The sequence below is a fragment of the Pseudomonas sp. PA-6-3C genome (assembly GCF_021605825.1).
Classification (GTDB): domain Bacteria; phylum Pseudomonadota; class Gammaproteobacteria; order Pseudomonadales; family Pseudomonadaceae; genus Aquipseudomonas; species Aquipseudomonas edaphica.
This window is the reverse complement of sequence record NZ_WKDV01000016.1, coordinates 62,071-87,395: the sequence shown is the minus strand read 5'-3', so window position 1 is coordinate 87,395 and position 25,325 is coordinate 62,071. Positions and strand designations below refer to the sequence as shown.

Genomic DNA, 25,325 nt, shown 5'->3' with positions numbered 1-25,325 from the left:
GTCTGGTGAATGATCACGGGTGAGGCTGCAAGCGCGCATGGCGGGAGGGGCGCACTAGAGCGTTTTGCGCGGGCTTGGCCTAGAATTGGCGATCTTTCTGCCGCGCCCGGAGTAGTCATGACACCCGCACTGGACCTGTTGAAAAAAGTTCGCGCCGAACATCGCATCCACAGTTACGAGCACGACCCCAAGGCCGCGTCTTATGGCCTGGAGGCCGCGGAAAAATTGGGGCTCGACCCGGCGCAGGTGTTCAAGACCTTGCTGGCCAGCAGTGAGAAAGGTGAATTGCTGGTGGCGGTGGTGCCGGTCGTCGGAAGTCTGGACCTGAAGGCGCTGGCCCATGCGGCCGGCGTTAAAAAAGCCGAGATGGCCGATCCGGTAGCGGCGCAGCGCTCTACCGGTTACCTGTTGGGCGGCATCAGCCCGTTGGGGCAGAAGAAGCGTTTGCGCACATTTATTGATGAGACCGCGCAACAGTTTGCGACGATTCATGTGAGCGCAGGGAGGAGGGGGTTAGAAGTGGAACTGGCCGCAGCGGTGCTGGCCGAGCATACCCAGGCCAAATTTGCGCCGATTGGGCGAGGCTGAAACTCAATTCTGAATCCACTAAAAACCCAATGTGGGAGCTGGCTTGCCTGCGATTGCATCACCTCGGTTCAACTGACAGACCGAGGTGTCTGCATCGCAGGCAAGCCAGCTCCCACATTTTTTACCCGGTTTAGTCAGTTGCTCAGTGGGCGGCGCTGTAACGTCGCACGCCGGATTCGACTTGAGGAATCTGCGCCGCCGTGCTGCCCGATGCCTGAAACAACACCAGATGCTCCGCCGCCACCCGAATCCCCACCTGCGCGCCCACCTGATGGTCGGCATGGCTGGGGAAAATCGACTCCAGCTGTGCACCGGTCGGCAGTTGCAAGCGGTACAAGGTCGAAGCACCGAGGAAAGTCTTGCCGACAATCCGCGCTTTCAACGCGCTGTCGGGTGCGTAAACGATGTCATCCGGACGTAGCAACACATCCACCGCGCCACCCGTTGGCCAGGTGTAGGCACGGTTGCCACGCAGATCACCCAGTTCGGTACTCACCGATTCCGGCGAACTCAATTGCCCGCGAATGAAGTAACCCTGGCCGATAAAGCTGGCGACATAAGGGGTTTGCGGTTCGTGGTAGAGGTTGTAGGGCGTGTCCCACTGCTCAAGACGGCCCTCTTTGAATACGCCCACGTGATCACTCACGGCGAAGGCTTCTTCCTGATCATGGGTGACCAGAATCGCGCTGGTGCCGCGCGCCTTGAGAATGTCGCGTACTTCATGGCTGAGCTTGCGCCGCAGTTCACCGTCGAGGTTGGAGAAAGGTTCATCGAGCAGCAACAGTTGCGGTTCCGGCGCCAAGGCGCGGGCGAGGGCGACGCGTTGTTGCTGGCCGCCGGAAAGTTCGTGGGGGAAACGCTTGCCGAGGTTTTTCAGGTTGACCAGTTCCAGCAGTTCGCCAACCACGCGGTCTTTTTGCGGGTGCTTGCGAATGCCGAAGGCGATGTTGTCGGCCACGCTCAAATGCGGAAACAGCGCGTAGTCCTGAAACACCATGCCAATGCGACGTTTCTCCGGCGCCAGGGTGAACCCGGCGCTGGAGATTACTTCGCCGGCCAGGCTGATCTCACCTTCATGCACCGGCTCAAACCCGGCGATCGCGCGCAAAGTGGTGGTTTTTCCGCAACCCGAGGAGCCCAGCAGGCAGCCGATGTCACCGGCGTTGAGGTGCAGGTTGAGGTGCTGCACCACGCGTTGATCTTGATAGCCGCATGCCAGATTGCGCAGGTTCAGCAGTAATGGCTGGCTCATGCGTGGTGGTACGACGGCGGGACGAGGAATTCGAGCAGCGCCTTTTGCGCATGCAGGCGGTTCTCAGCCTGGTCCCACGCCACCGAACGCTCATCGTCGAGCAGGTCGAGGCTGATTTCTTCGCCCCGGTGCGCGGGCAGGCAGTGCATGAACAGCACGTCCGGCGCGGCCAGGTCGAGCAGGGCGCGGGTCACCTGGAACGGCGCGAACAACGCCAGGCGCTTGGCGGTTTCTTCTTCCTGGCCCATGGAGGTCCACACGTCGGTACTCACCAGGTGCGCGCCGATGACCGCGTCCCGCGGGTCGCGCACCACGGTCACGCGATCGCCCGCCTGGGCCAGGAAACGTGCATCCGGCTCGTAGCCTTCGGGGCAGGCCACACGCAGTTGGAAGTCGAACTGGATCGCCGCTTCTATATAGCTGTTGCACATATTGTTGCCGTCGCCGATCCAGGCCACGGTCTTGCCCTGGATCGAACCACGGTGTTCAAGGAAGGTTTGCATGTCGGCCAGCAACTGGCACGGGTGCAGGTCATCGGACAGGCCGTTGATCACCGGTACACGCGAGTTGGCGGAAAATTCGGTCACGGTGCTGTGGGCAAAGGTGCGGATCATCACCGCATCGAGCATGCGCGACATCACGCGGGCAGCGTCGGCGATCGGTTCGCCGCGGCCCAGTTGGGTGTCACGCGAGGACAGGAAGATGGCTTGGCCACCCAGCTGGATCATGCCGGCTTCGAACGACACGCGGGTGCGGGTCGACGACTTCTCGAAAATCATCCCGAGCACACGGTTTTTCAAAGGCTCGAACAGTACGCCGCGGTTACGCAGGTCTTTAAGCTCAATGCCTCGACGGATCACGCTGACCAGCTCTTCGGGCGTGCAATCCATCAGGGAGAGAAAGTGCCTTGCGCTCATCATTAACTACCTTTTTGCAACAGACCGCAGATACTCAAAGCCTTGTTTATTGTGACAACGGGCGAGACCTGCGGCGAAAGCCGCACGGGGCGACGAAATAGGGGAAGGCGCGATCTTATAATTAAATGTCGCGTCTTACCAATAGGGCTACAGTTTTTAAGGGTGTTCAAGAGGGGCGCCGAAGCGCTTTTGAAGACTGATTCCTGACAGCAGCGACCCATTTGTACACTGGCGCCAAGACCTTTTGCAATGTGTGGGGCGGGCCTGGAGCGGGTTGTGTCGGTTTCGGAGCGCCTATGCAAAGATTTGAAACACTTGCCCATGGCCTGGCCTGATGCCCCTCGATTCACAGAACGAACGTTGCTGGTGCGCGTTCAGGTGTCGAGCCATAGTTGGGCCAAAGCCCAATAAAGAGACTGGCCATGACCAAGACTCTCCACCACCGTGCCTGCCATCTGTGTGAAGCCATCTGCGGCCTGACCCTGGAAACCACCCAGGCGGACGACGGCAGCCTGGCGATCACCTCCATCAAGGGCGACCCGCTGGATACGTTCAGCCGCGGACACATTTGCCCGAAAGCCGTGGCGCTGCAGGACATCCAGAACGACCCCGACCGCCTGCACCAGCCCATGCTGCGAGTGGGCAGCGACTGGCAGCCGATCCCGTGGGACGAGGCCTTTGCACTGGTAGCCGAACGCCTCGCAGGCATCCAGGCCCGGCATGGGCAGAACGCGGTGGCGGTGTATCAGGGCAACCCCAGCGTGCATAACTACGGGTTGATGACCCACAGCAACTACTTCCTTGGCCTGCTGAAGACGCGCAATCGGTTTTCCGCCACCTCGGTAGACCAGTTGCCCCATCACCTCACCAGCCACCTGATGTACGGCCATGGCTTGTTGCTGCCGATTCCGGATATCGACCACACCGATTTCATGCTGATCCTGGGCGGCAACCCGCTGGCGTCCAACGGCAGCATCATGACCGTGCCCGATGTGGAGAAACGCCTCAAGGCCATCCAGGCCCGCGGCGGCAAAGTGGTGGTGGTTGACCCCCGGCGCAGCGAGACGGCGGCGATTGCCGATCAGCATGTGTTCGTACGGCCCGGTGGCGACGCGGCGCTGCTGTTCGGGCTGCTCAACACCTTGCTCAGCGAAAACCTGACTCGCGACAGCCATTTGCCGATTGCTGGCCTGGAGGATGTGCGCCAGGCGATTGCCGGGTTTACCGCTGAAACCATGAGCCGCCAGTGTGCGGTGCCTGCCGAGCAGATTCGCCAGTTGGCGCGGGACTTTGCGGCGGCGGACAAGGCCGTGTGCTACGGGCGCATGGGCGTATCGACCCAGGCCTTCGGCACGCTGTGCCATTGGCTGGTGCAGTTGATCAATCTGGTCACGGGCAACCTCGACCGTGTCGGCGGCGCCTTGTGCACCACGCCGGCGGTGGATCTGGTGGCCTCCACTGGCGGCGGGCACTTCAATCGCTGGCAAAGCCGGGTGTCCGGGCGGCCGGAGTACGGTGGCGAGTTACCCGTATCGGCCCTGGCCGAAGAAATGCTCACTGAAGGCGAAGGGCAGATCCGCGCCCTGGTGACGGTGGCCGGAAACCCGGTGCTGTCCACGCCTAACGGTCGCCAACTGGAGAAGGCCCTGGACGGTTTGGAGTTCATGGTCAGCGTCGACCTGTATATCAATGAAACCACGCGCTATGCCGACCTGATCTTGCCGTCCACCTCAGCGTTGGAAAACGATCACTACGACACCACGTTCAATATGTTTGCGGTGCGTAACGTCACCCGCTTCAATCGCGCGATCCTGCCCAAGCCGGCCGGCGCGTTGCATGATTGGGAGATCTTTGTCGGCTTGGCCAAGGCCTTCGCTGCGCACACCGGCGCGGTGCTCAAGCCGACCATGGCGCCGGCACAGATGATCGACTTTGGCTTGCGTGCCGGGGTCTATGGCGATGCTTCCGAGCACAAACTGTCGGTGGCCATGCTCGCCGATCATCCCCATGGCGTGGATCTGGGGGCGCTCAAACCCAACTTGGCCGCACGCTTGAAAACCGCCGACGGCCACGTGCAGGCAGCGCCTGCGGTGATCCTGGCAGACCTGGCGCGCTTTGCGGCCCAGCCGGTGCCAATGGTCAATGAGCTGTTACTGATCGGCCGTCGGCATGTACGCAGCAACAATTCCTGGATGCATAACTATCACCGCCTGGTGAAGGGCAAGCCGCGTCATCAACTGCATATGCATCCCGACGACCTTGCCAGCCGACAATTGAGTGATGGGCAGTGGGTGCGCGTCAGCTCACGCGTTGGCGAGATCGAAGTGGAAGTGGTGGCCAGCCTGGACATGATGCCTGGCGTGGTCAGCCTGCCACACGGCTGGGGCCACGGTCGCCCAGGCGTGCGCATGACCATCGCCAGTGGGCAGCCTGGGGCCAGTGCCAATGACCTGACCGACGAGCGGCAATTGGATGAATTGTCTGGAAACGCCGCGCTCAATGGCGTGCCGGTACAGGTGGCCGCCGCATAAGGCCCGAGCACTGCGCTGGAATTTTGCGTTACAATGCGCCACCGTGCCGACCTGTGAGTCGCAAAGTTCCAGCCGAGGTGTTCCATGGATATCATCGAAACGATCAAAGAGCAGATTGCCAATAACACCATTCTGCTTTACATGAAGGGCGCCCCGAACGCTCCTCAGTGCGGTTTCTCCGCGAAGGCTTCCCAGGCCATCATGGCGTGCGGCGAGAAATTCGCTTACGTGGATATCCTGCAAAACCCGGAAATCCGTGCCAACCTGCCGAAGTACGCCAACTGGCCAACTTTCCCACAGCTGTGGGTCGCCGGTGAACTGGTCGGCGGTAGCGATATCATCACTGAAATGGCAGCTGATGGTTCGTTGCAAGCGTTGATCAAAGAAGCAGCGGCAAACGCGGCAGCCAAGACTGACGCCTGATCCGGATGCAATAAAAAGCCCCGCTTCTCGAAAGAGAGCGGGGCTTTTTTGTGATCGTTCCCACGCTCCGCGTGGGAATGCATCCTGTGACGCTCTGCGTCACCATGCTCAAGTGGGAACGATCTTCAGCGCTTATTCACCCATCTGCGATTGCAGGTAGTTTTCCAGGCTGACTTTAATGATCAGACCCAACTGAGTTTCCAGCCAGTCGATATGTTCTTCCTGATCTTCGAGGATATCTTCCAGCAGTTCACGGCTGCCGAAGTCACCTTTGGTTTCGCAATGAGCGATGGCGGCCTTAAGGTCGCTGTGGCTCTTCTGCTCGAACTTCAGGTCGCTGCTGATCATTTCCTGGGTGTGCTCGCCGATGTTCAGCTTGCCCAGGTCCTGTACGTTCGGCAGGCCTTCCAGGAACAGGATGCGCTTGATCAGCGCGTCGGCGTCCTTCATGGCCTTGATCGATTCTTTGTATTCACGCTTGCCGAGCTTTTCCAGGCCCCAATCGTCATACATGCGCGCATGCAGAAAGTACTGATTGATCGCGACCAGTTCATTGGCAAGGATTTTGTTGAGTTGCTGGATGACTGAGATGTCGCCTTTCATGACTGGGGTCCTGCCCTGTAATAGCTGTGTATAAGGCGGAGTTTGAGCGGCGAAATCCCTAGTGTCAAACCTAAGTTATTGAATAATAAATGAAAATTAATCTGAATAAGAATGTTTGTGTTCCGCGTCTTGACGCTAACTAATTGAATTACGGGCATAAAAAAACCGGACATTAAGTCCGGTTCTTCAAAACACGCCTATTTAAGCGTGTGTAAATTCTGCTGAGTAGGGGAGTGCGGCCTGGGCTGTTTGCAGCTGCGTCAGGGTTTCCCGTACCACTTGCTTGGCGAGGCAAGCACATTTGCCGCACTGGCTGGCAACGCCGGTGGTTTCACGTACTTCCTTGTAGCTGCAGCAACCTTCATAGATTGCTTCGCGGATTTGTCCGTCGGTGACGCCAGTGCAGAGGCAGACATACATAAGGGAGAACCATCGCGGGTTTAAGGCTTAAGTGCGATGGATCTTAATGTTAACGAGAATGATTGTCAAAGTAGATTCACAGGGTATTGCCAGGTACCTGCGGCGCGCTGACGAACGGTTTTTTCAGTGTATGATGGTCGGTCTTCACGAAGCGTGACCGCGTCACAGGCCTGTCGCTTAACTGCGCCAGACTTGGGCTGGTCCTTTTACTTCAATCGTCACCCTTACATCAGGAGATACCCAATGAGCGTACTCGTCGGCAAACAAGCCCCGGATTTCGACGTACCTGCCGTCCTCGGCAATGGCGAAATCGTAGACAGCTTCAAACTGTCTGAAGCCATCAAAGGCAAATACGGCCTGGTGTTCTTCTACCCGCTGGACTTCACCTTCGTGTGCCCGTCGGAGCTGATCGCTCTGGACCACCGCATGGACGATTTCAAGGCGCGCAATGTTGAAGTGGTAGCCGTTTCCATCGACTCCCATTTCACCCACAACGCCTGGCGCAACACCGCCATCAATGATGGCGGCATCGGCAAAGTCAAATACACCATGGCTGCCGACATGAAGCACGACATTGCCAAGGCCTACGACGTTGAGTCCGAAGGCGGCGTGGCGTTCCGTGGCGCGTTCCTGATCGACGACAAGGGCGTTGTACGCTCGCAGATCATCAACGACCTGCCGCTGGGCCGTAACATGGAAGAGCTGATCCGTCTGGTTGACGCCCTGCAATTCCACGAAGAGCACGGCGAAGTCTGCCCTGCCAACTGGAAAAAAGGCGACAAAGGCATGAACGCTTCGCCAGAAGGCGTTGCGGCTTACCTGACCGAGAACGCTGGCAAGCTGTAAGCCTCGTTTCAGGTACAAAAAAACCGGCCTGTGAGGGCCGGTTTTTTTATGCACTGCATTTTTGACTCTGTGGCGAGCAAGCTTCTGTGGCGAGGGAGCAAGCTCCCTCGCCACAACCACAAAGGCGTCAGCCTCAGTCGTTGAAGTCTTCCCAGCCGCCCATTTGCTTCCACCGATTGACGATGCCGCAGAACAGCTCGGCAGTCTTCTCGGTGTCGTAGCGGGCCGAGTGGGCCTCACGACCGTCAAAGTCGATACCGGCCGCCTGGCAGGCCTTTGCCAGCACGGTCTGGCCGTAAGCCAGGCCCGCAAGCGTGGCGGTGTCAAAGCTGGAGAACGGGTGAAACGGGTTGCGCTTCATGTCCAACCGCGTCACGGCAGCATTCAGGAAGCCCAGGTCGAAGCTGCTGTTATGGCCCACCAGGATCGCGCGTTTGCAGCCATTGGCCTTCAACGCTTTACGCACACCACGGAAGATATCGGTCAGCGCCGCTTCTTCACTCACGGCCATGCGCAGTGGGTGATCGAGCTTGATGCCGGTGAACTCCAGGGCTGCAGCTTCGATATTCGCGCCTTCAAACGGCTCCACACGGAAGAAGTGGGTGTGTTCCGGGAACACAAAACCCTGTTCATCCATGCCGATAGTGGTCGCGGCGATTTCCAGCAATGCGTCGGTGGCGCAGTTGAAACCACCGGTTTCTACGTCGATGACAACCGGCAGATAACCGCGAAACCGCTCGGCCATCGGGTGGCGGGAGCCGCCACCACTGTGCTCGTGTTCGTCGTCGTAATGGTCTTCACTCACTTGCTTTCCTCCAGCAGGCGCCAGCGCAGTGTTTCACCGGCGCGCAGCGGGATAACAGTCAGCTCGCCAAACGGCAGGCTGGCAGGGGCGGTCCAGTCTTCACGAACCAGGGTAATGCGGTCGGTATTCGCCGGCAGGCCGTAGAAGCGCGGGCCGTTGAGGCTGGCGAAGGCTTCGAGCTTGTCCAGGGCGTTGCGCTGTTCAAACGCTTCGGCATACAGCTCGATGGCGGCATACGCGGTGTAGCAACCGGCACAGCCGCACGCAGCTTCTTTGGCGTGCTGGGCGTGGGGCGCCGAGTCGGTGCCGAGGAAGAACTTCGGGCTGCCGCTGGTAGCGGCGTCCAGCAGGGCTACCTGGTGGGTGTTGCGCTTGAGGATCGGCAGGCAATAGAAGTGCGGCCGAATCCCGCCCACCAGCATGTGGTTGCGGTTGTAGAGCAGGTGATGCGCGGTGATGGTCGCGCCGACATTGGCCGAAGCCTCGTTGACGAACTGCACGGCGTCGGCGGTGGTGATGTGTTCGAACACGACCTTGAGGGTCGGGAACAGCTCGACCACGCGGCGCATATGCTCGTCGATGAAGATCTTTTCACGATCAAACACATCCACATCGCCACGGGTGACTTCACCGTGGATCAGCAGCGGCATGCCGACTTCAGCCATGGCTTCGATTGCCGGCAGGATCTTGTCGATACTGGTCACGCCGGAGTCGGAGTTGGTGGTCGCGCCCGCCGGGTACAACTTGGCGGCGTACACAAAACCGCTGGCCTTGGCCTCGCGGATTTCGGCAGGCTGGGTACGGTCGGTGAGGTAGAGCACCATCAACGGTTCGAAGCGGCTGCCGGCCGGGCGCGCAGCGAGGATACGCTGGCGATAGGCATCGGCTTGCTCGGCATTACGCACCGGAGGTACCAGGTTAGGCATGATAATCGCGCGGCCAAACGTGCGCGCTACATCGGCCACGGTTTGGGGTAACGCAGCACCATCGCGAAGATGAATATGCCAGTCGTCGGGACGCAGCAGGGTCAGGCGGTCGGACATTGGGGATTCCAGGCGGGTCAATCTGGTGGGAATGCTACCGGAAAAGACTCTTGCAGGCACTCGCTATCAAGTTTTGCCGCACGTGTCCGATATCCCTGGGTATGCCTTAACGACGTATGACGCTTTGAAGTGTTGTAGAAACCAGTGGAGCCTCCCGTGCGCCAGCATTATCTAGCCCTGCTCAGTGTGTTCGCCAGCCTGCCTGCGATGGCACTCACATTCCAGACACGTCTGGAGAATATTGAGTGGAAGGTGGAAGGCGACCAATTCGAGTGCCGCCTGGCCCAGCCGATCACCGATTTCGGTTCGGGTGAGTTTGTGCGCCGGGCCGGCGAGCAGGCGACATTTCGCCTGAAAGCCTATAGCGGCGCGCTCGGAGCGGGCTCGGCGACCTTGCTGGCTGCGGCGGCACCCTGGCAACCGGGCCGTGGTGATATCAACTTGGGCGCCGTGCGTGTTGGCAGTGGCGACGTGCTGTTCAACAGCTCCCAGGCCCAGGCCGGGCGTTTGTTCACGGGTTTGCTGGAGGGGCGTAGCCCGACGGTGCGGCATTACGGGCGTGAGGGCGGCTACTCGGAGGTCCGCCTGTTGCCGGTGAAATTCAACAAGGCCTTCAACGACTATCAACTGTGCACCACCAAGCTGTTGCCGATGAATTACGATCAGGTCAAACAGACTGAAGTCGGCTTCCCCGGCGGCGGTATCGAGCTGGACGCCGCTGCCAAGAAGAAGCTGGACGTGATTCTCGCGTTCATGAAAGCCGACCCGACGGTTAATCACGTCGAGCTCAATGGTCATTCCGACAACAGCGGTAACCGCCTGACCAACCGTGACGTCTCGCGCCGTCGTGCCCTGGCGGTGATGGACTACTTCAAGGCCAATGGCATTCAGGAATCGCAGATCACCCTGCGTTTTCACGGTGAAAGTTACCCACTGGCGCCCAATACCAATGCCGCCAACCGCGCCCGCAATCGTCGCGTGAATATTCAGCTCGAACGCGTGGCTGCCCCCGAGAAACCGGCACCCCAGGCCACTGGCCCGAGCAGCGCGGCACACACGTCATAAGGTGCGACCATCGGTCGCCCGCTCGACATAATCTGTCGCTTTATCTTCATTTGCTGTCGCGCCTCTGTAAATTCACGGTTTTGGTCGGTAGAATCGACGGCTTTCCGTACAACCCCGTGGAGTGATGGCATGGCCGACGTAAACAAGGTCGTTCTCGCGTATTCCGGCGGCCTGGACACTTCGGTGATCCTCAAGTGGCTGCAGGATACTTATAACTGTGAAGTGGTGACCTTCACCGCTGACCTGGGTCAGGGCGAAGAGGTCGAACCTGCACGTGCCAAGGCGCAAGCCATGGGCGTGAAAGAGATCTACATTGACGACCTGCGCGAAGAATTCGTCCGCGATTTCGTCTTCCCGATGTTTCGCGCCAACACCGTCTACGAAGGCGAGTACCTGCTGGGTACTTCCATCGCACGCCCGCTGATCGCCAAACGCCTGATCGAAATCGCCAACGAAACCGGCGCCGACGCCATTTCCCATGGCGCTACCGGCAAGGGCAACGACCAGGTGCGTTTCGAACTGGGCGCCTACGCCCTCAAGCCAGGCGTGAAAGTGATTGCTCCTTGGCGTGAATGGGACCTGCTGTCCCGTGAAAAGCTGATGGATTACGCTGAAAAGCACGCAATCCCGATCGAGCGTCACGGCAAGAAGAAGTCCCCGTACTCGATGGACGCCAACTTGCTGCACATCTCCTATGAAGGCGGCGTGCTGGAAGACACCTGGACCGAGCACGAAGAAGACATGTGGAAATGGACCGTCTCCCCGGAGAACGCTCCAGACAAGGCCCAGTACCTGGAACTGACCTACCGCAACGGCGACATCGTTGCACTGGACGGCGTCGAAATGACCCCGGCCACCGTGCTGGCGACCCTGAACCGTATCGGTGGCGAACACGGTATCGGCCGTCTCGACATCGTCGAGAACCGCTACGTGGGCATGAAGTCCCGTGGTTGCTACGAAACCCCAGGCGGCACCATCATGCTGCGCGCTCACCGCGCCATTGAGTCGATCACCCTGGACCGTGAAGTGGCTCACCTCAAAGACGAGCTGATGCCCAAGTACGCCAGCTTGATCTACACCGGTTACTGGTGGAGTCCGGAGCGTCTGATGCTGCAACAGATGATCGACGCCTCCCAGGTCCACGTGAACGGCGTTGTGCGCCTGAAGCTGTACAAGGGCAACGTGATCGTCACCGGTCGCAAGTCTGATGAGTCGCTGTTCGACGCCAACATCGCCACCTTCGAAGAAGACGGCGGCGCCTACAACCAGGCGGACGCGGCAGGCTTCATCAAGCTGAACGCGTTGCGTATGCGTATCGCTGCCAACAAGGGTCGCAAGCTGTTCTGAGTGCTTGGCTCGTTGTAAAAAATGGCCCCTTGTTCCAGGGGCCATTTTTTTTGCCCGTATATAAAGGCAGGCGCTTTAAATACAGCCTGATGTTTAAGCGATGCGCTGTCGTTTAAGTTTTGTTGAATATCGAAGTTGAACGCGGCCGTTTCAGCGGTGGTGTGTTTATTTCTGTACGACTGAATGAATTTTTTACACCTGCACAGGAACTATGTCTTACGGAAAATTCACTACCTAAGTACAGCGAGTATGTAGGGCGCTGAAACTTCTGTAGGAAATAGGGATGTAAATAGGTATGTTGAATGGAACTGAATCAGTTGATTTTTTTTCAGCTGCTCGCTGGCCTTGCTGCGACAAGCAAGGGGTATTTCCTGAAAGTCATGTGCGCTACATTTACCTCGTACCCATTCTGCGGTGCATATTTCACTCAAAATATGTATGGCCCCGGAAAGTTCTGAAGGGTTCCATAAAACCTGACGCACCAGAGTTTGTGTTTTTTTGTAGGTTAATTCCTATATCGTTGTGGGTTGGGTCTCTGCTTGCTGTTGCTTGGGGGGGAGCGCTATGCCAACTAGGAAACGACTAGGCTATTGTGCTTGCTCTAAATAATTCGAACAGCGAAATTGGACTTTCTCATGAATAAAGTGCTGATCGTGGATGATCATCCCGTCATTCGTCTTGCTGTGCGCATGCTAATGGAACGTCATGGTTATGAAGTCGTTGCCGAGACTGATAACGGCGTCGATGCGTTGCAACTTGCACGGGAACATATGCCGGACATTGTCATACTGGATATCGGAATACCCAAGCTCGATGGCCTGGAAGTCATTTGCAGGCTGGCCTCCACCAAGCAGGCTACACCCGTCAAGGTGCTGGTGCTGACGTCCCAGGCGCCTGGCCATTTCTCCATGCGCTGCATGCAGGCGGGGGCGGCGGGCTACGTATGCAAGCAGCAGGACCTGACCGAGCTGCTGAGCGCCATCAAGGCTGTACTTTCCGGCTACAGCTATTTCCCCAACCAGGCGCTCAACTCGGTACGCTCGACCATGGGCAATGCCAGCGAGGCGGACATGGTTGAACGCTTGTCGGGTCGCGAGATGATGGTGTTGCAGCAACTGGCCAGAGGCAAAACCAACAAGGAAATTGCCGATGGCATGTTCCTGAGCAACAAAACCGTCAGCACCTACAAGACCCGCCTGTTACTCAAGCTCAATGCACGCTCCCTTGTGGACCTGATCGAGCTGGCCCAGCGCAACGGCCTCGTGTAGACGCGGTGCGGTTTTGCACCAAAACCCGAAAACCCGGCAAAAAAAAAGCCTCCGTCAGGGAGGCTTCCGGCCGTCAGCGCATCGATCAGAGGTCGAAGTCGTAATCGGCCAGTTGTTTTTGCAAGCGTCGCTCTTCCAACAGGTTGTCGATAGTGCGGCGTTTGCTCAAATTGGTCTTGGCCACCTCTGCCACAGGGGCGTCCCCTTCGTCTTCCGCCACATCAACGAGATCGTCTTCTACATCCAGTTGTTCTTTGCCAGTGCTCATAAGGTTAACTCCAGGCTAAGACTGCCGTTGGCGCTCCTTATAACGATAATCCACGAACGGGTAAAAAAGATTTTTTCAATCGACTGATCGAGAAAACCAATGAACCCTCAATCGTCCGAGGTTTTGTCCTTGTACTCGCACAGGTCTTCGATGCGGCAACTCCCGCAGCGAGGCTTGCGGGCCTGGCACACATAGCGCCCGTGCAGGATCAGCCAGTGGTGGGAGTCGAGCAGATAGGGCTTGGGCACAAACTTCATCAACTGCTTTTCTACCTCGACCACATTTTTGCCACGCGCGATGCCGGTTCGGTTGCTGACGCGGAAAATATGCGTGTCCACTGCCATGGTCAGTTGCCGGAACGCGGTATTGAGTACCACGTTCGCAGTTTTGCGGCCTACGCCGGGAAGGGCTTCCAGGGCTTCGCGGGTTTGTGGCACTTCACTGCCGTGCAGCTCAACCAACAAGCGGCAGGTCTCAATGACATTCTTGGCCTTGCTGTTGTACAGGCCGATCGTCTTGATGTACTCCGACAAACCCTCCACACCCAAGGCATAAATGGCCGCTGGCGTATTGGCCACTGGGTACAGCTTGGCCGTAGCCTTGTTGACGCCCACGTCCGTGGATTGTGCTGACAGGATCACCGCAATCAGCAACTCGAACGGCGACGAGTAGGCCAGCTCGGTCTTGGGTTCCGGATTGTCTTCATGAAACCTGCGGAAAATTTCCAGGCGTTTTGCGGCGTTCATGGGGCAGGTGGTTCCTTGCAGGCGATCAGCGCGATTGTAGTAATACACACAGCAGGGTTTAGCGCGGGTTTAAACGCTGTCATGAGTATCCACTTGGCGTTGTGCGTCATCGACTTTGCTTTGCGCCTCGGCCAGTTGCTGTGGAGTGGCGTTTAGATCCTGGGCTTTCTTCAATGCTGCGCGGTGCATGGCCAGCTGGATTTTAGCGCGCTTGAGATCGGCGCTGTTACTCGGTGCCGTTGCTGGCGTCGGTGTGCTCTGTACTTCCAGTGCGGCCAGCGCCTGCTCCGCTGCTTCGAACTGCTGTTGCAGCACGATCAACTGCGACTGCTGCTCAAAGGTCGGTGGATGTCCAAATGCCTTGAGTGATTTATGCAGTTGGGCGCGACTCATGGCAACGGTGATCTTGGCCTTCTTGACCGCTGTATCCCGGGCCGCCTGAGCGTCATCGGCTTGCACAGGGGCAACCGGCGGGGCCAAACGTTTAGCCCGCGCCAGGCGCTCGGCGAGTTTATGCGCTTCCTCGCGTTGCAGCCGCGCATTGCGTTGCTCAAAGCGCCGCCGCGCGCGGTCGCGCTTGAGGCCGCGCTCATGGCGTTGCCCATCATCGGCCGCCAGGCCGCCGACAATCGCCAGCACAGTGGTCGCTGGACGCATTTCAATGCAATCCACAGGGCAGGGCGCAACACACAGGTCGCAGCCGGTGCATTCATCCATGATCACGGTGTGCATCAACTTGGCGGCGCCGACAATCGCATCCACCGGGCACGCCTGGATGCACTTGGTGCAGCCGATGCATTCGGCTTCGCGGATGTAGGCGACCTGGGCCGGGGCTTCGCCACGACTGGTGTCCAGTTCCAACACCGGCACACGCAACAGCTGGGCCAGGCCGGCAATGGTTTCTTGCCCTCCGGGCGGGCACTTGTTGATTGCCTCACCCAACGCGATGCCCTCGGCGTAAGGCTTGCAACCCGGATGCCCGCATTTGCCGCATTGGGTCTGCGGCAGCAGCGCGTCGATACGTTGAATCAAGTTCATGGGGTGATCATTGGTATGCCGGTTGAACAAACAGTGCCTGTAGTGGCGAGCGCGCGTTCTGTGGCGAGCGGGCTTGCCCCGCGTTGCGGCGCGGAGCGGCCCTTGGTACAGGCACTCGGTTTAACAGGCCAAATGCGGCGACTTTATTGGGGCTGCTGCGCAGCCCAACGCGGGGCAAGCCCGCTCGCCACAGGCAGCCCGTTTGCCACGGGAGGCCCGCTTGCCGCAGACGGGCTTTGCGGGCTTACTTGATACGCTGACCCGGCTTGGCACCGCTGTCAGGGCTCAACAGGTAGATCTCTTCGCCGCCAGGCCCGGCTGCCATCACCATGCCTTCGGAGATGCCAAACTTCATTTTGCGTGGCTTGAGGTTGGCGATCATCATGGTCAAGCGGCCGTCGAGCTTGGAAGGATCCGGGTAGGCGCTCTTGATGCCGGAGAACACGTTACGTTGCTCGCCACCCAGGTCCAGGGTCAGGCGCAGCAGCTTATCGGCACCCTCCACGGCCTCGGCCTTGACGATCAGCGCAACGCGCAGGTCTACAGCGGCAAAGGCGTCGAAGTCGATTTCTGCCGAGATCGGATCCTTGGCCAGCTCACCGTTACCGGCGGGCGCAGCCGAACCGGTGTCGGTCTGGCTGGCGACCAGGTCTTCTTTCGAAGCGTCGGTCATGGCCTGGACTTTCACCGGATCAATACGCGTCATCAACGGCTTGAACTCGTTCAACTGATGGTTGCTGAGCAAGGTGGCGTGGTCGTTCCAGGTCAGCGGCGCGACGTTGAGGAACGCCTCGGCATCAGCGGCCAGCAATGGCAGCACCGGTTTGAGGAAGATTACCAATTGGCGGAACAGGTTGACGCCCGTGGCACAGATAGCCTGGACTTCAGCTTGCTTGCCTTCCTGCTTGTTCAGCGACCACGGTGCCTTGTCGGCGATCCAGGCGTTGGCGCGGTCGGCCAGGCCCATGATCTCGCGCATGGCGCGGGCAAAGTCACGGGCTTCATAGGCGTCGGCGATGCTTGGTGCGGCGGCCAGGAAGGCTTCGGTCAGTTCCGGTGCGGCGTTTTCAGCCACCAGTAAACCGGCATTGCCCTTGTGGATAAAACCGGCGCAACGGCTGGCGATGTTGACCACTTTGCCGACCAGGTCCGAGTTGACCTTCTGCACGAAGTCTTCCAGGTTCAGGTCGAGGTCGTCGACACCACGGCCCAGCTTGGCGGCATAGTAGTAGCGCAAGTATTCCGGCGACAGGTGGTCCAGGTAGGTGCGCGCCTTGATAAAGGTGCCACGGGACTTGGACATTTTCTGGCCATTGACCGTCAGGTAGCCGTGCACGGCGATACCGGTCGGCTTGCGATAGCCCGAACCTTCGAGCATGGCCGGCCAGAACAGCGCGTGGAAGTTGACGATGTCCTTGCCGATGAAGTGGTACAGCTCGGCGGTGGAATCCTTTGCCCAGAACGCGTCGAAGTCCAGCTCAGGCGTGCGGTCGCAGAGGTTTTTGAAGCTGGCCATGTAGCCAATCGGCGCGTCCAGCCACACATAAAAGTACTTGCCCGGCTCGCCCGGGATCTCGAAGCCGAAGTACGGCGCATCGCGGGAGATGTCCCACTGCTGCAGGCCGCTGTCGAGCCATTCGGAGAGTTTGTTGGCCACGGCGTCCTGCAAGGTGCCGCTGCGGGTCCAGGTTTGCAGCATTTGCTGGAAATCCGGGAGCTTGAAGAAGAAGTGCTGGGAATCCTTGAGCACCGGGGTGGCGCCGGAGATTGCCGACTTCGGGTTCTTCAAGTCCGTCGGTGCATAGGTTGCGCCACATTTTTCGCAGTTGTCGCCGTACTGGTCTTCGGTGCCGCATTTAGGGCAGGTGCCCTTGATGAAGCGGTCGGCCAGGAACATTTTCTTTTCCGGGTCGAAATACTGGGTCACCGAACGCTGGTCGATGTGCCCGGCTTCCTTCAAGCGCAGGTAGATCTGGCTCGACAGCTCGCGGTTTTCTTCGGAGTGGGTCGAGTGGAAGTTATCGAAGTCCACCAGGAACTCGGCAAAGTCGGCGCTGTGTTCAGCCTGCACATTGGCGATCAGTTGTTCCGGGGTGATGCCTTCCTTCTCGGCGCGCAACATGATGGCCGAACCGTGGGCGTCGTCCGCGCAGACATAAATGCATTGGTTGCCGCGATGCTTCTGGAAGCGCACCCACATATCGGTCTGGATGTACTCAAGCATATGGCCAAGATGGATGGAACCATTGGCATAGGGCAGGGCGCTGGTGACGAGGATCTTGCGTGGCTCGGACATGGGGCTCGGCTACTTGATGAAACGGAGGTCGGCCACTATAAAGCGCCGGGAAATATATTTCACCCCGTGGTGCTGTTTCTGAATCTTCCCAGGTCTCGAAAGCATGCCGCTGGGCGGCTGGAACGGTTAGGATAGCCGCCTGTTTCAGTCAGTCTTTTTTCGGGAGTAGCCCATGAGCGCCGTCAATCGCGCAGCGGTGGAAGCCGTTCTTCGCCAGTACACCGACCCCTATTTGAACCAGGACCCGGTCAGCGCCGGCTGTGTACGTGCCATCGAGGTCCAGGGCGACCAGGTGTCGGTCCAGTTGGAACTGGGCTATGCCGCCGGTTTGTTCAAGAGTGGCTGGGCACAGATGTTGCAAATGGCCATCGAAGGCTTGGAGGGCGTGCGCTCGGCCAAGGTCGACATCCAGTGCGTGATTGCCGCGCACAAGGCCCAGGCGCAGATTCCGGGCCTGGCCAACGTCAAGAATGTCATCGCCGTGGCCTCCGGCAAGGGCGGCGTGGGTAAATCCACCACCGCCGCCAACCTGGCGCTTGCGCTGGCCCGCGAAGGTGCGCGCGTGGGCATCCTCGACGCCGATATCTACGGCCCAAGCCAGGGCGTAATGTTCGGCATCGCCGAAGGCACGCGGCCCAAGGTCAAGGACCAGAAGTGGTTTGTGCCGATTGAGTCGCTGGGCGTGGAGGTCATGTCCATGGCCTTCCTCACCGACGACAACACGCCGATGGTGTGGCGCGGGCCGATGGTCTCCGGCGCCTTGCTGCAACTGGTCACCCAGACCGCCTGGGGCGACCTCGATTACCTGGTGATCGACATGCCGCCAGGCACTGGCGATATCCAACTGACACTGGCGCAAAAAGTGCCGGTGGCTGGCTCAGTAATCGTGACCACGCCTCAGGACCTGGCGCTGCTGGATGCCAGAAAAGGCGTGGAGATGTTCCGCAAGGTCAACATCCCGGTGCTGGGCGTCGTAGAAAACATGGCGGTACACATCTGCTCCAACTGCGGCCACGCCGAGCATTTGTTCGGCGAAGGCGGTGGCGAAAAGTTGGCGACCCAATACGGGGTTGAATTGCTGGCGTCGTTGCCGCTGGCGATGGAAATTCGTGAGCAGGCCGACGGCGGCAAGCCGACCGTGGCCGCGGAGCCTGATGGACCGATCGCTATGGTGTACCAGGAGCTGGCCCGTCATGTGGGCGCGCGGATCGTCCTGCAGGAAGCGGCCGCACCGGCGATGCCGACCATCACTGTCAGCGACGACTGAGCCTGCTGAAGGAAAACAGCCTCGGCGTTGTCGGGGCTTTTTTATGCCTGCCGATCAGTCAATGGTTCCGAATCATGCGTTTGCGCAATTGCGCGTGTAAGCATTTGCTTACTTTTTCGTAAGTGTTTGGTTTTTTTGCCGGGCATGTCCATCTCGAAACGGTGAACGAATTTTCTATCCATCTGAAAAATAACAATTATTTATACTTGAATGAGCGTTCAAGTCTGTCAGCCGATCACTTGGATCCCGTTGAACTTCCCCCGGAACTCTCTAAGATCAGCCCTGTGTCCACGGATTGGCACAGCCGTCAAGGAACGATGGTTGAAGGAACGTCGCAGGATGCGATTCATCAGGATGATGAAAAGGAATACAGGGACTAGGGAAAAAATGTGGGCGGGTCATACCGCCCCTTTTTTTTGCCTGCAGAAAAGTGAAAACGACCACTCAGAAACGCAAAAAGGCCCGCAAGGGGCCTTTTCGATGCTGGCAGGTAGATCAGCGTTCCAGATCGGCGATCTTGCCTGGCTTGCCATCCCACTCTTCAGCGTCTGGCAGTGCATCTTTACGCTCTGTGATGTTTGGCCAAATGTCAGCCAACTCTTGGTTCAATTCGATAAAGTTTTCCATACCCGCCGGGACTTCATCTTCGGAGAAGATCGCATTGGCCGGGCATTCTGGTTCACACAGGGCACAGTCAATGCACTCATCCGGGTGGATAACCAGGAAGTTCGGGCCTTCGTAGAAGCAGTCCACCGGACACACTTCGACGCAGTCGGTGTACTTGCACTTGATGCAGTTGTCGGTAACGACGAAGGTCATTTCTAATTCTCTCCTCAGGCGGCGGCAGCGAAACCCTTTGTGGCAGGGCTCGCGAGGTTCGGGAGCGATAGTCTGCAGGCCAGGCTAATAACCCGCAGCATCCCAAACCGCGCGAGAGTCTACCAGCTTGCAAGCCTGTGCGTTATATCCGAACTTGCAGTGCATATAACATTTCGAGTGCTTTACGCGGCGTCAAGCCGTCCAGGTCAAGCTTTGCCAGCTCATCCAGCACTGGATGGGGCAGGCTGGCGAACATATCACTCTGGTGCGGCGCGCTGGGTTTTGCGCTGGTTTTGGCCGGGCTTGCCACAGGAATCTCGTGGGGCAGGGCGGTTTCTTCCAGGCGGCTCAAGTGTTCGCGGGCACGGGTGATGACTTGCGCAGGAACCCCCGCCAACTGCGCCACGGCCAAACCGTAACTCTGGCTCGCCGGCCCCGGCAACACGTGGTGCAGGAACACGATGCGCTCGTTGTGCTCAGTGGCATTGAGATGCACGTTGGCCACCAGCGGCTCGCTCTCGGGCAATACCGTCAGCTCGAAATAGTGCGTGGCGAACAGCGTATAGGCGCGCAAATGCGCCAAACGCTCGGCCGCCGCCCACGCCAGCGACAGACCATCGAAGGTGCTGGTGCCGCGCCCCACTTCGTCCATCAGCACCAAACTGCGTTCGGTGGCGTTGTGCAGGATGTTGGCGGTTTCGCTCATTTCCACCATAAAGGTCGAACGCCCGCCGGCCAGGTCATCACTGGAACCGATCCGCGTGAAAATGCGGTCCACCAGCGACAACTCGCAACTGGCTGCCGGCACAAAGCTGCCGATATGCGCCAGCAACACGATCAAGGCGGTCTGGCGCATGTAGGTGGATTTACCACCCATGTTGGGACCGGTGATCACCAGCATGCGCGTGTCGTCATCCAGCGACAGGTCGTTGGCCACGAACGGCGTGGTCAACACCTGCTCCACCACCGGGTGGCGGCCCTGCACGATGCGCATGCACGGCTCACTGACAAAACGCGGGCAGTTCAGGTCAAGGTTCAGCGCACGTTCGGCCAGGTTGCTCAGCACATCCAGTTCCGCCAGGGCGGCGGCGGTGTCTTGCAGCGGCGCCAAGCGGCTGATCAAGTCCTCAAGCAACGCTTCATACAGCATCTTTTCGCGCGCCAGGGCACGGCTTTTGGCCGACAGTGCCTTGTCTTCGAACTCTTTGAGCTCCGGCGTAATGAAACGCTCGGCGCCCTTAAGGGTTTGGCGGCGCTGATAATCAATCGGCGCCGACTCGGCCTGCTTGCTCGGCAACTCGATAAAGTAGCCGTGCACGCGGTTGTAGCCGACCTTCAAGTTGGCCAGGCCGGTGCGGGCTTTTTCGCGGGCTTCCAGGTCGATCAGGAACTGCCCGGCGTTTTCGCTCAGCGATTGCAGCTCGTCCAGCTCGCTGTCGTAACCGGTTTTAAGCACGCCGCCGTCACGGATAATCGCCGGCGGGTTGTCGATAATGGCTTTTTCCAGCAGCGCCGCGAGGTCCGGGTAAGTGCCGGCCGTTACGGCGAGTTGTTGCAGGTGCGGCGTGTCCAGTTCGGTCATGGCCACTTGCAGCTGCGGCAGCGCGCTCAACGCATCGCGCAGGCGCGCCAGGTCACGTGGCCGCGCATTGCGCAGGCCGATCCGCGCCAGAATGCGCTCGATATCACCGATTTCTTTAAGCTGCGGCTGCAGGTTCTCAAAGCGATAGCGATCCAGCAGGCAAGTAATAGAGGTCTGGCGCGCTTGCAGCACGGTCAAGTCGCGCAGTGGGCGGTTCAACCAACGGGTCAGCAAACGGCTGCCCATGGCCGTCTGGCAACGGTCGACCACCGATTGCAGCGTGTTATCGCGGCCACCGGCCAGGTTGGTGTCCAGCTCCAGGTTGCGACGGCTGGCGCCATCGAGCACCACAGTGTCATCCAGGCGCTCATGGCGCAGGCTGCGCAAATGCGGCAGGGCGGTGCGCTGGGTTTCCTTGGCATAGCTGAGCAAGCAACCGGCAGCGCCGATGGCCAGGGTCAAGGTCTCGCAGCCGAAGCCTTTAAGGTCCTGCACCGAGAACTGCTGGCACAGGCTTTTTAGCGCTGTATCGCGCTCAAAATCCCACGGCGCACGCCGCTTGGTCCCACGGCGTTTTTCCGCCGGCAGATCCTTTGGCCAATCATCCGGAATCAACAACTCCACCGGATTGATACGCTCCAGCTCCGCCAGCAGGTTCTCCCAGCCCTTGATCTCCAGCACGCTGAAGTTGCCGCTGGTGATATCCAGCACCGACAGGCCAAACAAACGCTCATCGCCCAACACCGCCGCGATCAGATTGTCACGACGCTCATCCAGCAACGCCTCATCACTCACCGTGCCCGGCGTGATAATGCGCACCACCTGACGTTCCACCGGCCCTTTGCTGGTCGCCGGGTCACCGATCTGCTCACAGATCACTACCGACTCGCCCAGCTTCACCAGCTTGACCAGATAACCTTCCAACGAATGGTAAGGAATCCCACACATCGGAATCGACTGCCCCGCCGACTGCCCGCGCGCGGTCAGGGTGATGTCCAGCAGCTTGGCGGCCTTCTTCGCGTCTTCGTAGAAGATCTCGTAGAAATCGCCCATGCGATAGAACATCAACTGATCAGGGTGCTGGTTTTTGAGGCGCCAGTACTGCTGCATCATTGGAGTGTGGGAGGACAGATCGGAGGTGTTTTTACTCATCAGATAGTTAGCAAATTCGTTAAAAGGAGTGGGGCAAAGATGGGGCACTTGGCCCTGCTAATTTTGCGATGGCGGCAAGGTTAACACGCGAGGTCTAGGGTTCGCAGGTCACAAACAGCCAGGTAAAACCCAAAAATGGCGCAGCGCCCAATGGCCATCACTCTCAAGAATGAACACCGAACCTGTGGCGAGCTACCTCGCCACAGGTTAGCGGTGCTTGAGCTATCTCTTGAGTGATCGGAATCAGGCGCCGCACCGGTTTTTCACTCGCCCCTTACTGAAGGTTACCGGGCGAATCCAACACCCTCACCACATCATCAACCACCGCCTTGACCATCTCCTGCAAGTAATGCGACGCCCAAGCGTAACGGTCCGTTTCCTTGGTCATCGCCGCATCTTCGGCGAGTTGTTTGGCGACGTGGAGGAGGTCCGAGGCGTGGTTTAAGGCTTCGTGCAGGGAGACGCCGCTGTTGACGCGGAATAGCGGTTGGTCGCAGTGGAAGGAGAAGGGGGTGACGCCGAGGGTGGTTAACGCAGACGGATTTGTAGCGGTCATCGGTAAAACTCCCATATCGGTTGAGAGCTACCACGTTCGTTATCAGGCGAATTGGGTGGCAGCTGTGCGCAGGCTGATAAACCGGAGATACAGGAACCCGGCAGACCCGAAGGTCTCCCACGCACAGCCGCCATTGCACGAAATGTTGGGCGAAAAAAAACGCCAGCAAATCGGGTTTTGGGGGCGCTAGGTGCGCCTGCATCTTGCCGGGTTATCAGGCCCGGTCGCTGAATTGGCAGCGACGGAGGGGAGGGTAGCGTGGTGGGGGTATGGGTGCAACTGGGGATATTGCGTCACAGAAAACGAATTTACCCCTGAACTATTCCCGTACGAAAGCTAACCCACTCAAAGCGCCGCATAGACCGGGGCGGCAAGGGGACAGATCAATTTAATTATTATCCAGAAAATAAATCAGTCCCCTCAGTTGTACTTCCCCCCATTATCTAAGGCCCGCACGCGGGTAAAGCCGAGAATCACGGTAAAGCGTTGTTGCTCGAGCACCACTTCAATCTGCCAGCCCAGTTTTGCACATAGCTGGCGCATCAACTGCAGCCCGAGCCCGTAGCCAAAATCGTTGGATTCCTGCCGCGACTTGATCTCCCTGATGTGGTTGACGATGCGCAACTGAGGGTACTTGAAACTGATTTCCACGGTGCCGTCTTCTGCGTATTGCAGCGCATTGCGCAGGAAGTTACCGATCACAATGCGACACGCCGTGGGGGGCAATAGGCAGGGCTCGGTGTGGATGTTGATCATCAAGTCGATATCCCGGTTACCGATCAGGTAGCGATGCTGTTGAATCAACTCGCCAACCAACTCGCTGACGTCAATGTGTTCCTGCGGCAATGGCTCGGGGTTCTCGCGGCTCATCCACAGCAACGTCTCGGCGATCAGTTGCATGTTCAGCACCGAACGTTCGATACGTTGCAAGGGCGGTGGCAGGACGCCGCCGGACTGCATGGCCAGCAATTCAATATTGGCCTTGAGCACGGCCAGCGGGGTCCGAAGTTCATGACTGGTATAGCGCAACAAGCGCTCTTCACGCAGGCTGGCGGCCTGAACCTGCTCAACGCTTTGGGCCAGTACATCAGCCAGCATGTTGAACTCTTTGAAGCTGAAGTCCGGCCGTTTGCCAGACAAGGCTTCCGGATTTTTCAGCGTACTGGACCATTGGGCCAGACGCCCCAGCGGGCGAACCAACCACCAGACCAGCAATGCGATGATGATCAATGCCGGCACAAATACCGCCAGGCTGATCAGCGCAACGCTACGCAGTACCTGGTCAAAGTAGGCGTCGGACAGCGGAGTCTCGACCTCACCCCCGGCTTCATGATCGTGGTCGACGTCGTACATATAAAGAATTTTGCCATCACCGAGGGGCTGCTCGAGGATTATCTGAATCGGCGCGTCGTCGTCATCGGAGTACAGGTCGCCAAAGATATGCACCGCGCCGAAGGACAGACTCGGTGGTGTCGCCAGTATCTGGCGAACGTTTTCCGGTAACGCCTGCTTGCCGATGACGCCGGTATAGAAGTAGTTGCCTGGAGGCGGCGTGGTCGGGTCGTTGTTGTAGTGCCTGGTGAAATACTGGGCTTCCTCTTCCATCATTGCACTGGCGGTGTAGAGCAACCCGCGCACAGTGAATGCAGGCAGCAATTGGCTGTAAATCACTAGGACCACAGTAATCAGCAGCAGAAAGCTCCCACTGATCACCCATTTCAAACTCAGGGCGTTACGCATGGGGTTTTACCTGAATACCGACCCCGGGAAGCGTGTGGATCAAGGGTCGACCAAAGGGTTTGTCTACCGTCTTGCGCAGTCGATGCATATGGACTTTAAGCGTATTGCTGTCGGGTGGCTCGTCGCCCCAGATGCTTGTTTCCAGGCGTTCCCGTGGTACGGGTTCTGGGCTGGCACGCATCAGGTGCTCCAGTAAGGTCCAGCAAATGGGCGACAAATGCAGCGCTTGCCCGGCGCGACTGACTTTACGGGTGCTCAGCTCCATCACCAAGTCATCCACCTGCAGGCGACTGGCCTGACCACTGCGGCGCAGGCTCAGTGCTCGAATCCTGGCCACCAGTTCGGCCAACTCGAATGGCTTCACCAGGTAGTCATCAGCGCCCGCAGCAAAGCTGGCGAGTTTGTCCGACAGAGCATCCAATGAAGTGAGCATCAAAATGGGCGTCTGACTGCCTTGCTGGCGTAACCGTTCACACAATTGCTGGCCGTCCAAACGCGGCAACATGATGTCCAGGATAATGACGTCGTAGTGCTGCTCAAGTGCCAGGTTAAGCCCGGTCTGGCCATTACTGGCGTGGTCGCAGACGATGCCGCTGATCTCCAGGTATTCAATGACGGTAGTGGCCAGATCGAGATTGTCTTCGACCAGCAGCAGGTGAATATGCACGGGATGTCCCCTTGGACGCTTGTCATTTATGGCCCGAAGGATAGCGGAAGTCAGCAGGGGTTCTCTGCAGGTTTACCTGACGTTAA

At 58.7% G+C, this 25,325-nt stretch carries 23 protein-coding genes; 8 read left to right on the top strand and 15 right to left on the bottom strand.

Annotation, left to right across the window (positions count from 1 at the left end; genetic code table 11):
* Nucleotides 1-117: 117 nt before the first annotated feature.
* Complete coding sequence (gene ybaK / locus GIW48_RS13360) at nt 118-588, top strand: Cys-tRNA(Pro) deacylase (RefSeq protein ID WP_017137036.1); 471 nt, start codon at nt 118-120, stop codon at nt 586-588.
* Nucleotides 589-730: 142 nt separating this feature from the next.
* Here ybaK and GIW48_RS13355 read toward each other — a convergent pair whose 3' ends face one another.
* Together GIW48_RS13355 and argF are read right to left on the bottom strand one after the other, a co-directional pair.
* The gene (locus GIW48_RS13355; protein WP_099548516.1) at nt 731-1,840 is read right to left on the bottom strand and encodes an ABC transporter ATP-binding protein; all 1,110 of its coding nucleotides are present in this window, start codon (nt 1,838-1,840) and stop codon (nt 731-733) included.
* Nucleotides 1,837-2,757: an ornithine carbamoyltransferase gene (argF, locus tag GIW48_RS13350; protein WP_069786197.1), complete on the bottom strand. Its 921-nt coding sequence runs from the start codon at nt 2,755-2,757 to the stop codon at nt 1,837-1,839. Before argF ends, GIW48_RS13355 begins: the two co-directional genes overlap by 4 nt.
* Before the next feature lie 422 nt (nt 2,758-3,179).
* Between argF and GIW48_RS13345 the strand changes: the two genes are divergently transcribed.
* Nucleotides 3,180-5,288, top strand: coding sequence for a molybdopterin oxidoreductase family protein (locus tag GIW48_RS13345; protein WP_236460177.1), 2,109 nt, complete (start codon nt 3,180-3,182; stop codon nt 5,286-5,288).
* Nucleotides 5,289-5,372: 84 nt separating this feature from the next.
* Nucleotides 5,373-5,711, top strand: coding sequence for a Grx4 family monothiol glutaredoxin (grxD, locus tag GIW48_RS13340; RefSeq protein ID WP_056857625.1), 339 nt, complete (start codon nt 5,373-5,375; stop codon nt 5,709-5,711).
* 132 nt (nt 5,712-5,843) lie between these two features.
* On the opposite strand, the gene bfr is transcribed toward grxD, so the two are convergent.
* Together bfr and GIW48_RS13330 are read right to left on the bottom strand one after the other, a co-directional pair.
* Nucleotides 5,844-6,314, bottom strand: coding sequence for a bacterioferritin (bfr, locus tag GIW48_RS13335; RefSeq protein WP_236460178.1), 471 nt, complete (start codon nt 6,312-6,314; stop codon nt 5,844-5,846).
* 201 nt (nt 6,315-6,515) lie between these two features.
* Nucleotides 6,516-6,734 carry a bacterioferritin-associated ferredoxin gene (locus GIW48_RS13330; protein WP_010564137.1) on the bottom strand — a complete coding sequence of 73 codons (219 nt, stop codon included), beginning with the start codon at nt 6,732-6,734 and terminating at the stop codon, nt 6,516-6,518.
* A gap of 243 nt (nt 6,735-6,977) precedes the next feature.
* Here GIW48_RS13330 and GIW48_RS13325 point away from each other — a divergent pair, with 243 nt between their 5' ends.
* Entirely contained in the window at nt 6,978-7,580 is a 603-nt protein-coding gene (locus GIW48_RS13325; protein WP_003172097.1) for a peroxiredoxin, read from the top strand.
* A 133-nt stretch (nt 7,581-7,713) separates the two neighbouring features.
* Here the strand turns inward: GIW48_RS13325 and rnt are convergent, their stop codons facing one another.
* Nucleotides 7,714-8,385 (bottom strand): ribonuclease T, encoded by a 672-nt coding sequence (rnt, locus tag GIW48_RS13320; protein WP_017137041.1) that lies wholly within the window; start codon nt 8,383-8,385, stop codon nt 7,714-7,716.
* Complete coding sequence (gene pyrC, locus GIW48_RS13315; RefSeq protein ID WP_017137042.1) at nt 8,382-9,428, bottom strand: dihydroorotase; 1,047 nt, start codon at nt 9,426-9,428, stop codon at nt 8,382-8,384. The genes rnt and pyrC overlap by 4 nt, the downstream gene beginning before the upstream one ends.
* Before the next feature lie 156 nt (nt 9,429-9,584).
* Here pyrC and GIW48_RS13310 point away from each other — a divergent pair, with 156 nt between their 5' ends.
* The 3 genes from GIW48_RS13310 to GIW48_RS13300 all read left to right on the top strand — a co-directional run bounded on the left by GIW48_RS13310 (nt 9,585) and on the right by GIW48_RS13300 (nt 13,108).
* Nucleotides 9,585-10,493: a flagellar protein MotY gene (locus GIW48_RS13310; RefSeq protein ID WP_099548518.1), complete on the top strand. Its 909-nt coding sequence runs from the start codon at nt 9,585-9,587 to the stop codon at nt 10,491-10,493.
* Between the two features lie 129 nt (nt 10,494-10,622).
* A complete protein-coding gene (locus tag GIW48_RS13305) occupies nt 10,623-11,840 on the top strand; it encodes an argininosuccinate synthase (RefSeq protein ID WP_003208700.1) in 1,218 nt (405 codons plus the stop codon).
* A gap of 635 nt (nt 11,841-12,475) precedes the next feature.
* Complete coding sequence (locus tag GIW48_RS13300) at nt 12,476-13,108, top strand: response regulator transcription factor (protein WP_017137044.1); 633 nt, start codon at nt 12,476-12,478, stop codon at nt 13,106-13,108.
* Nucleotides 13,109-13,193: 85 nt separating this feature from the next.
* Here the strand turns inward: GIW48_RS13300 and GIW48_RS13295 are convergent, their stop codons facing one another.
* From GIW48_RS13295 to metG, 4 genes are all read right to left on the bottom strand, one after another.
* Nucleotides 13,194-13,376, bottom strand: a complete 183-nt coding sequence (locus GIW48_RS13295; RefSeq protein WP_017137045.1) for a PA3496 family putative envelope integrity protein — start codon at nt 13,374-13,376, stop codon at nt 13,194-13,196.
* A 107-nt stretch (nt 13,377-13,483) separates the two neighbouring features.
* Nucleotides 13,484-14,122 (bottom strand): endonuclease III, encoded by a 639-nt coding sequence (nth, locus tag GIW48_RS13290; RefSeq protein WP_017137046.1) that lies wholly within the window; start codon nt 14,120-14,122, stop codon nt 13,484-13,486.
* Nucleotides 14,123-14,191: 69 nt separating this feature from the next.
* On the bottom strand, nt 14,192-15,160 hold the full coding sequence (rsxB, locus tag GIW48_RS13285; RefSeq protein WP_138453760.1) for an electron transport complex subunit RsxB: 969 nt from the start codon (nt 15,158-15,160) through the stop codon (nt 14,192-14,194).
* 244 nt (nt 15,161-15,404) lie between these two features.
* Nucleotides 15,405-17,456: a methionine--tRNA ligase gene (gene metG / locus GIW48_RS13280; RefSeq protein ID WP_017137048.1), complete on the bottom strand. Its 2,052-nt coding sequence runs from the start codon at nt 17,454-17,456 to the stop codon at nt 15,405-15,407.
* A 172-nt stretch (nt 17,457-17,628) separates the two neighbouring features.
* On the opposite strand from metG, the gene apbC reads away from it, so the two are divergent.
* On the top strand, nt 17,629-18,723 hold the full coding sequence (gene apbC / locus GIW48_RS13275; protein ID WP_017137049.1) for an iron-sulfur cluster carrier protein ApbC: 1,095 nt from the start codon (nt 17,629-17,631) through the stop codon (nt 18,721-18,723).
* Nucleotides 18,724-19,218: 495 nt separating this feature from the next.
* Here the strand turns inward: apbC and fdxA are convergent, their stop codons facing one another.
* The 5 genes from fdxA to GIW48_RS13250 form a co-directional block, all read right to left on the bottom strand.
* Entirely contained in the window at nt 19,219-19,542 is a 324-nt protein-coding gene (gene fdxA / locus GIW48_RS13270) for a ferredoxin FdxA (RefSeq protein WP_236460179.1), read from the bottom strand.
* A 142-nt stretch (nt 19,543-19,684) separates the two neighbouring features.
* The gene (gene mutS / locus GIW48_RS13265) at nt 19,685-22,276 is read right to left on the bottom strand and encodes a DNA mismatch repair protein MutS (protein WP_099548520.1); all 2,592 of its coding nucleotides are present in this window, start codon (nt 22,274-22,276) and stop codon (nt 19,685-19,687) included.
* A 274-nt stretch (nt 22,277-22,550) separates the two neighbouring features.
* Nucleotides 22,551-22,832 (bottom strand): DUF3077 domain-containing protein, encoded by a 282-nt coding sequence (locus tag GIW48_RS13260; protein ID WP_236460180.1) that lies wholly within the window; start codon nt 22,830-22,832, stop codon nt 22,551-22,553.
* A gap of 420 nt (nt 22,833-23,252) precedes the next feature.
* Nucleotides 23,253-24,572 (bottom strand): sensor histidine kinase, encoded by a 1,320-nt coding sequence (locus GIW48_RS13255; RefSeq protein WP_236460181.1) that lies wholly within the window; start codon nt 24,570-24,572, stop codon nt 23,253-23,255.
* Entirely contained in the window at nt 24,565-25,239 is a 675-nt protein-coding gene (locus GIW48_RS13250; RefSeq protein ID WP_138451275.1) for a response regulator transcription factor, read from the bottom strand. The genes GIW48_RS13255 and GIW48_RS13250 overlap by 8 nt, the downstream gene beginning before the upstream one ends.
* Between the last annotated feature and the right edge of the window lie 86 nt (nt 25,240-25,325).

Bases quoted from the DNA above. Each gene is read 5' to 3' on its own strand.
- ybaK (WP_017137036.1), top strand. From the start codon at position 118: ATGACACCCGCACTGGACCTGTTGAAAAAAGTTCGCGCCGAACATCGC.
- GIW48_RS13355 (WP_099548516.1), bottom strand. From the start codon at position 1,840: ATGAGCCAGCCATTACTGCTGAACCTGCGCAATCTGGCATGCGGCTAT.
- argF (WP_069786197.1), bottom strand. From the start codon at position 2,757: ATGAGCGCAAGGCACTTTCTCTCCCTGATGGATTGCACGCCCGAAGAG.
- GIW48_RS13345 (WP_236460177.1), top strand. From the start codon at position 3,180: ATGACCAAGACTCTCCACCACCGTGCCTGCCATCTGTGTGAAGCCATC.
- grxD (WP_056857625.1), top strand. From the start codon at position 5,373: ATGGATATCATCGAAACGATCAAAGAGCAGATTGCCAATAACACCATT.
- bfr (WP_236460178.1), bottom strand. From the start codon at position 6,314: ATGAAAGGCGACATCTCAGTCATCCAGCAACTCAACAAAATCCTTGCC.
- GIW48_RS13330 (WP_010564137.1), bottom strand. From the start codon at position 6,734: ATGTATGTCTGCCTCTGCACTGGCGTCACCGACGGACAAATCCGCGAA.
- GIW48_RS13325 (WP_003172097.1), top strand. From the start codon at position 6,978: ATGAGCGTACTCGTCGGCAAACAAGCCCCGGATTTCGACGTACCTGCC.
- pyrC (WP_017137042.1), bottom strand. From the start codon at position 9,428: ATGTCCGACCGCCTGACCCTGCTGCGTCCCGACGACTGGCATATTCAT.
- GIW48_RS13305 (WP_003208700.1), top strand. From the start codon at position 10,623: ATGGCCGACGTAAACAAGGTCGTTCTCGCGTATTCCGGCGGCCTGGAC.
- GIW48_RS13300 (WP_017137044.1), top strand. From the start codon at position 12,476: ATGAATAAAGTGCTGATCGTGGATGATCATCCCGTCATTCGTCTTGCT.
- GIW48_RS13295 (WP_017137045.1), bottom strand. From the start codon at position 13,376: ATGAGCACTGGCAAAGAACAACTGGATGTAGAAGACGATCTCGTTGAT.
- nth (WP_017137046.1), bottom strand. From the start codon at position 14,122: ATGAACGCCGCAAAACGCCTGGAAATTTTCCGCAGGTTTCATGAAGAC.
- rsxB (WP_138453760.1), bottom strand. From the start codon at position 15,160: ATGAACTTGATTCAACGTATCGACGCGCTGCTGCCGCAGACCCAATGC.
- metG (WP_017137048.1), bottom strand. From the start codon at position 17,456: ATGTCCGAGCCACGCAAGATCCTCGTCACCAGCGCCCTGCCCTATGCC.
- apbC (WP_017137049.1), top strand. From the start codon at position 17,629: ATGAGCGCCGTCAATCGCGCAGCGGTGGAAGCCGTTCTTCGCCAGTAC.
- fdxA (WP_236460179.1), bottom strand. From the start codon at position 19,542: ATGACCTTCGTCGTTACCGACAACTGCATCAAGTGCAAGTACACCGAC.
- mutS (WP_099548520.1), bottom strand. From the start codon at position 22,276: ATGAGTAAAAACACCTCCGATCTGTCCTCCCACACTCCAATGATGCAG.
- GIW48_RS13260 (WP_236460180.1), bottom strand. From the start codon at position 22,832: ATGACCGCTACAAATCCGTCTGCGTTAACCACCCTCGGCGTCACCCCC.
- GIW48_RS13255 (WP_236460181.1), bottom strand. From the start codon at position 24,572: ATGCGTAACGCCCTGAGTTTGAAATGGGTGATCAGTGGGAGCTTTCTG.